8 protein-coding genes are annotated in these 6,000 nt (G+C 37.3%); 7 read left to right on the top strand and 1 reads right to left on the bottom strand.

Annotation, left to right across the window (positions count from 1 at the left end):
• Nucleotides 1-69 precede the first annotated feature (69 nt).
• A complete protein-coding gene (locus tag AW17_RS03455) occupies nt 70-1,092 on the bottom strand; it encodes an IS110 family RNA-guided transposase (RefSeq protein WP_051691612.1) in 1,023 nt (340 codons plus the stop codon).
• A 333-nt stretch (nt 1,093-1,425) separates the two neighbouring features.
• Between AW17_RS03455 and trpS the strand changes: the two genes are divergently transcribed.
• The 7 genes from trpS to AW17_RS25335 all read left to right on the top strand — a co-directional run bounded on the left by trpS (nt 1,426) and on the right by AW17_RS25335 (nt 5,928).
• Complete coding sequence (trpS, locus tag AW17_RS03450) at nt 1,426-2,424, top strand: tryptophan--tRNA ligase (RefSeq protein WP_029274716.1); 999 nt, start codon at nt 1,426-1,428, stop codon at nt 2,422-2,424.
• 78 nt (nt 2,425-2,502) lie between these two features.
• A complete protein-coding gene (locus AW17_RS03445; RefSeq protein ID WP_029274715.1) occupies nt 2,503-3,117 on the top strand; it encodes a deoxynucleoside kinase in 615 nt (204 codons plus the stop codon).
• Between the two features lie 63 nt (nt 3,118-3,180).
• Complete coding sequence (locus tag AW17_RS03440; RefSeq protein ID WP_029274714.1) at nt 3,181-3,384, top strand: DUF5808 domain-containing protein; 204 nt, start codon at nt 3,181-3,183, stop codon at nt 3,382-3,384.
• Nucleotides 3,381-4,169: a 3-deoxy-manno-octulosonate cytidylyltransferase gene (kdsB, locus tag AW17_RS03435; RefSeq protein WP_051691611.1), complete on the top strand. Its 789-nt coding sequence runs from the start codon at nt 3,381-3,383 to the stop codon at nt 4,167-4,169. Before AW17_RS03440 ends, kdsB begins: the two co-directional genes overlap by 4 nt.
• Before the next feature lie 78 nt (nt 4,170-4,247).
• Nucleotides 4,248-4,817: a hypothetical protein gene (locus AW17_RS03430; RefSeq protein ID WP_029274712.1), complete on the top strand. Its 570-nt coding sequence runs from the start codon at nt 4,248-4,250 to the stop codon at nt 4,815-4,817.
• A gap of 60 nt (nt 4,818-4,877) precedes the next feature.
• The gene (locus AW17_RS03425) at nt 4,878-5,420 is read left to right on the top strand and encodes a hypothetical protein (protein ID WP_029274711.1); all 543 of its coding nucleotides are present in this window, start codon (nt 4,878-4,880) and stop codon (nt 5,418-5,420) included.
• A 181-nt stretch (nt 5,421-5,601) separates the two neighbouring features.
• Nucleotides 5,602-5,928: an HAD domain-containing protein gene (locus tag AW17_RS25335; protein WP_209444194.1), complete on the top strand. Its 327-nt coding sequence runs from the start codon at nt 5,602-5,604 to the stop codon at nt 5,926-5,928.
• The last annotated feature ends 72 nt before the right edge of the window (nt 5,929-6,000 follow it).

Genomic DNA, 6,000 nt, shown 5'->3' with positions numbered 1-6,000 from the left:
TCCAAAGGAGTTCCTTTGGAACACTACGTGGTGCTTCGGTCGAGATGATTGTTATGATAAAAACAAATTTTAAGCAGCTATATTATAGTTATTTTTGTAGCTGGCCTGATTTTTTATAACTGCTGCAACTCTCAATGCTATTTTGTTTCTGACGGCATTAATTATACTCATGCTGTGCTTCCCTTCATCCTTTTTTCTATTGTAATATGTTTTGAATTCCTGATTGTGCTGTATTAAAGATAATGCGCACATGTGCAGCAGTTTTTTAAGCTCTTTATTGGCCATCCTGTGTACTCTGGTTTTACCTTTGATACTTATACCGCTACTGTGTTCAAATGGTGCAACTCCTGCATAACAGGCCAGTTCTTTTCCGCTGGGCTGTCCTGCAAAATTTCCTGTGCAGCCAATCAGGTATACTGCGGTAACATGCCCTATCCCAGGGATACCGAGCAACAGTTTGTAGTTCCGCTTGAAATCCTGGTTTCCCGTGATAATTTTTTTGATCTGATCTTCGACGTTCCTGATTGAGCTGGCTATCCCATCAATTGCATTTTTAAGTGCTTTTTCAATCAGTTTCTGATGTTCTTTACCATTGACATTGCCAAGTTCTTTTACCGAAACGCTAATGCCGGACCTTTGTTTGAGCAGCTTTGTCCTTGCTGATATCAGATCTTTCAGGAGCATCAGTTCGGGATCTAGGGCAGCTGTCGCCTTTAGATCATCCGCTTCCTTAAATGCATAGCTGCACAAACGTATACTGTCTATTTTGTCATTTTTACCCCGCACTATCCCAAAGCTCCATTTAATACGGGCCGCATTACCGATGTGGATGGGCAAACCTCTGTTACTGCAGAAAGACCAGAGCAGACGGTGATAGATCCCGGTATTTTCCATGACAACTAAAGAGTCCGTATTGAATGCGGTCTTGTACGATTTCAACCACTTCTCAAATAGCTTCATCCCTGGTGCTGTGTTGTCAAAACGTGAGGTTTCTATCTCTTGCTTTACATGGTTTACAACTGCCATTAATGCAACATCAAAGTAAGGTTTTGAAACATCTATTCCGATAAAAAATTTTGTAGTGGCAATCATCCTGTTATTTTTTATGTTTGTAATAGTTACCTAATTTTTACCCCATCGATCCTAGTCCTTAATAATGGGGAATACCCTAATTGTTATCTGGTCACTAAGGGAAAAAACGGTAGCGGATTGCATCATCTCATAGGCATAAAAACCTTGACGAACTTTTAATGTGCCGCTACCGCTTTAGGTAATCTGATTTATAATTTAAGCAAAGTAAATACTTGTGATCCTTAAATAAAATATCAAAACAAATCTAAAGGACGACGACACTAAAAAAATCTTACCATTAAAATTGAAGCGATTTATGATTTGCTTGTATTTTATTTTTAATTTCGTGCCATTATGAAAGAAACAGTGGTGAGCGGTATCCGCTCAACAGGAAAATTACATTTGGGTAATTATTATGGTGCAGTTAAAAACTTCGTTCAAATGCAGAACGATTACAATTGCTACTTTTTTATCGCCGATTTACACTCTTTAACTACACATCCAACTCCTGCCGATTTACACGGAAATATTAAACATGTTTTGGTTGAATATCTGGCTAGTGGAATTGATCCAGAAAATAGTACCATTTATATACAAAGTGATGTTCCGGAAATTGCGGAGCTTTATCTATACTTAAATATGAACGCTTATATGGGTGAATTAGAGCGCAGCACATCTTTTAAAGATAAAGTGCGTGCCAACCCAGATAACGTAAATGCAGGTTTATTAACCTATCCGGTATTAATGGCTGCCGATATTTTAATCCACAAAGCTACTAAAGTACCTGTTGGAAAAGATCAGGAGCAACATTTGGAAATGGCGCGTACTTTCGGAAACCGTTTCAACAGGTTATTCAATACAGCATATTTCCCTGAACCTTATGCTTTTAGCTACTCTGACAAACTGGTTAAAGTACCTGGTTTAGATGGTAAAGGTAAAATGGGTAAATCAGAGGGCGAAGCCAATGCAGTTTACCTATCTGATGACCCTGAAACCATTCGTAAAAAAGTAATGAGAGCGGTTAGTGATGGTGGTCCGACAGAAGAAAACCAACCAAAACCCGAGCCTATTCAGAATCTTTTCGATTTAATGAAAGTGGTTTCGAGTGCCGATACACTTGCACATTTTGAAGATTTGTATAACAAAATGCAGATCCGTTATGGCGATTTCAAAAAACAACTGGCAGAAGATATGATTATTACGACTGCACCTATGCGTGAGCGTATTTTGGATATTGCCAAAAATAATTCATATTTAAGGCAAGTGGCTAAACATGGTGCATTAAAGGCCCGCGAAAGCGCGCAAAAAACCATCAGAGAGGTTCGCAGTTTAATCGGGTTTAAAAGTTTTTAATTAATATTGTGGTAAGCGGATGGCGGTTGGCGCTATAATCGCCTTACGCAAAACGCTCACCGCAAAACGCAAGAAAATATGCACATAGCAATTGTAGGAAATATAGGTGCCGGTAAAACTACCTTAACAGGTTTATTAGCCAAGAATTATGGATGGGAAGCTTTATACGAGGCTGTGGACAATAACCCTTATCTGGAAGATTTTTACAGCGACATGAAACGTTGGAGCTTTAACCTCCAGATTTATTTCCTAAATAGTCGTTTTCAACAAATTACCGACATTGAAGTAAATAAACGTAACGTAATCCAGGATAGAACGATTTACGAGGACGCACATATTTTTGCAGAAAACCTGCATGATATGGCTTTAATGACCACCCGCGATCATGATAATTACAGGGCTATTTTTGATAATATTACCTCTTTTATTAAACCACCCGATTTATTGGTTTACCTGCGTGCATCGGTACCTACATTGGTTAATAATATCCAGCGTCGTGGCCGTGAGTATGAAGCAGGCATCCGTATCGATTACCTTTCTAAACTGAACGAAAAATATGAAGCCTGGATTAAAGGTTATAGCCTGGGTAAACTATTGATTTTGGATAAAGATAAATTAGATTTCACCAATAACCCAGAAGATTTAGGCACTGTAATCCAATCTATTGAGGCTGAGATTAACGGTTTATTTTAATCCCCAGTCCCTAAAGGGACGTTGAATTCGTAATAAATGGTTTAAATATTTAATGTGATAAATATGGAAAAAGATTTCGAACACGATAATCCAGAGAACTGGAAATGGGGTACTTTTTATTTTAATAAAAAAGATTCGAGATTAATTGTTCCGAAGCGCGTAAAATTGCTCGGTTGGACATTCAATTTTGCACATCCGATATCTTATATTATCATCGCATTGATCTTCATATTTGTTTTTTATCAATTCTATCAAAATAATATATGAGTGATAAAAATTTAAGCTCCACATTAGGAAATCCAAAAATTATCGGAATTATTCCTGCACGATATGCCTCTACCCGCTTTCCGGGCAAACCTTTAGTTGATATTGCCGGAAAAACCATGATCCAAAGGGTTTACGAGCAAGCATCGAAAGCCGAAAGCTTATCGAAAGTAGTAATTGCCACCGATGATGTACGGATTGCTGATGAAGTAAAACGGTTTGGTGGGGAATTTATCTTTACCTCAACTAATCACCAAAGCGGAACTGATAGATGCGCTGAAGTGATTGAAACTTTACCTGAGTACGATATTGTGATCAACATCCAGGGCGATGAACCTTTTATCGAACCTGCACAGATTGAATTATTGGCAAGCTGTTTTACTGAAGAAAAAGTACAACTGGCAACATTAATCAAATCTATCCAGAGTCAGGAAAGTGTATACAATCCCAATAGTCCTAAAGTGGTGATCGATGTAAACGGTCGCGCCATGTATTTTAGCCGTAGCCCAATTCCTTTTATCAGAAATGGAGAACCAGGTGTATGGGCAGAAAAGCATCAGTTTTACAAGCACATCGGAATTTACGGTTACCGCACAGAATCGTTAAAAGCCATTACCAAATTACCACCATCTTCTTTAGAAATTGCCGAAAGCTTAGAACAACTTCGCTGGCTCGAAAATGGATTTTATATCCAAACAAAAGTAACTGACTTAGAGACAGTTGCAATAGATACACCAGAAGACTTATTAAAACTGAATAAATTGCTTAAGGCTTTGAAACTAGACTAAGTTCATTAAACATTGGTTATAAGTTTAGGGTTTAGAGGTTAACTCCTAGTCCTCTAAACTAGTATTTTCGCCCTCATTATGAAAAAGAAAACGCTCCTATTTATAATCATTTTATGTGCACATGCCAGCTTTGCACAAGATGAGCCCGGCTTAATGATCAAGACAAACATTTTGAATTTAGTAGCCAAAAGACCTACAATAGCCATAGAAAAGACTTTTTCAAACCGCTATGGCTTGGAGCTCGCTTACACCTCTGGCGAAATTAAAAATCTGGGCTACCGCGATTATCTCCATTACGAAGGCTTCTTGCTTCGCGCAAAGAAATACATCCGCCTGATCAAAAAAAGGGAAGCCAATGCCTTTTATGGCGTTTATTTCGGAAATCTAGATAAAACTGTTATCTCGCATCGCTCTGTTGATGAAACCGGTATTTTTAGCTGGGGCCGCGACAGGGACTTTAGCGCGGGTTCTTTGCGTTATGGCGGAACATTTGGCGTATCCTTTATTCCGGGAAAACATTTTCTTTTAGAAGGCTTAACAGGCTTAGGTTATGGAGATTATTATCATGTTCAAAATAATTTAAAGAATAAGCTCCCAGGTGGTTATTTCGACTTTCAATTGTGGTTATCTATTGGCTATTCCTTTTAAATTTAGGTGATATCATAAAATATAGACATGAACTAAAACATAAAATTTGTAGTTTTGAATATGAGAAATATACCGCTCTTTATTGCTATCTGTCTGTTAGCGCTCGTTGCCTGTAATTCAAACAGCAAAAAGGAAACCAATGCCATTGAGTTCAAAAATGTTAACCAGCGCCTCGCTAAATCTTTTTCTGATTTAAAACGTTTGGACACTTTTAAGATCGAACTTACCGGTAGAAAACCAGAAGAAATGGTATTGAATTTCACAATCAAAAATGCCGACGGAAAAGAAATTTACAACACCAAAATCAAAGGAACAGAGTTATTGGGCAGCACCGATCCAAATGTTGATCTTTCGAAAGAAAAAGACCAGATTATTTTTTTAAAAACCATTGCTGACGATTTTTTTAGTGATGATAATTTTCTCGAACCTGCAGTAATGCCTGAGGATAAGGCCGATAATTACACCCCTGACAAAGCCCTTTACGAAGAATTAAAGAAATCGGGATTAAATGGCTTTAAGTATCGCTTAGGAAAAGAAAACAACATTTACATTGCCTGGAGCGAAAAAGAACAGAAAGTGAAGATTTATTATAATTGCTGCTAAGTCATGCGCCTGTACCCGCTAAATAACATGATAAAACCATGGTTTTATCATTAGACATAGATGGTGTAATGGTGTCCGATAACTCATGGAGAAGTCCCAATATTTTAGCAGATAACTTTGTTGAGTTTAATCCTAAGGCAGTTAAAGCGTTAAATATGATCCTCAACGAAACGCATTTGACATTGTTTTAACCACTTCGCATAAATTTAAATATAGTTTAAGCCAGTGGCTTAATATTTTTAAAGCTAGAAATATAGCTTTAAGCAAAATAGACCGTCTTCCTGAAAATATAAATCATGTTGACAGAAAAAATGAGATTGTAAATTGGTTTAAATCAAAAACCAGCAGCGATGACTTCATTATTATTGATGATGACAAATCGCTAAATGATTTACCTGATTTTTTAAAATCGAGATTGATCCAAAAAATTGCTTCTATTGGATTAACGGACGAACTGGCAAATGAGATCCTAGAGCGCTTAAAAAAAGTGAATAGCCGAATTGTTTAAAAATACTTTCATTAAACGCATAACTTGCACCTCCTTCTTCTCAGCCTCTTCTTTAAGGCTATTATTCTCAGT

Origin of the sequence: Pedobacter borealis DSM 19626 (assembly GCF_000708285.2) — a bacterium.
Classification (GTDB): domain Bacteria; phylum Bacteroidota; class Bacteroidia; order Sphingobacteriales; family Sphingobacteriaceae; genus Pedobacter; species Pedobacter borealis.
The sequence above is the reverse complement of the archived record's forward strand: the minus strand, read 5'-3'. Positions and strand labels throughout refer to the sequence as shown.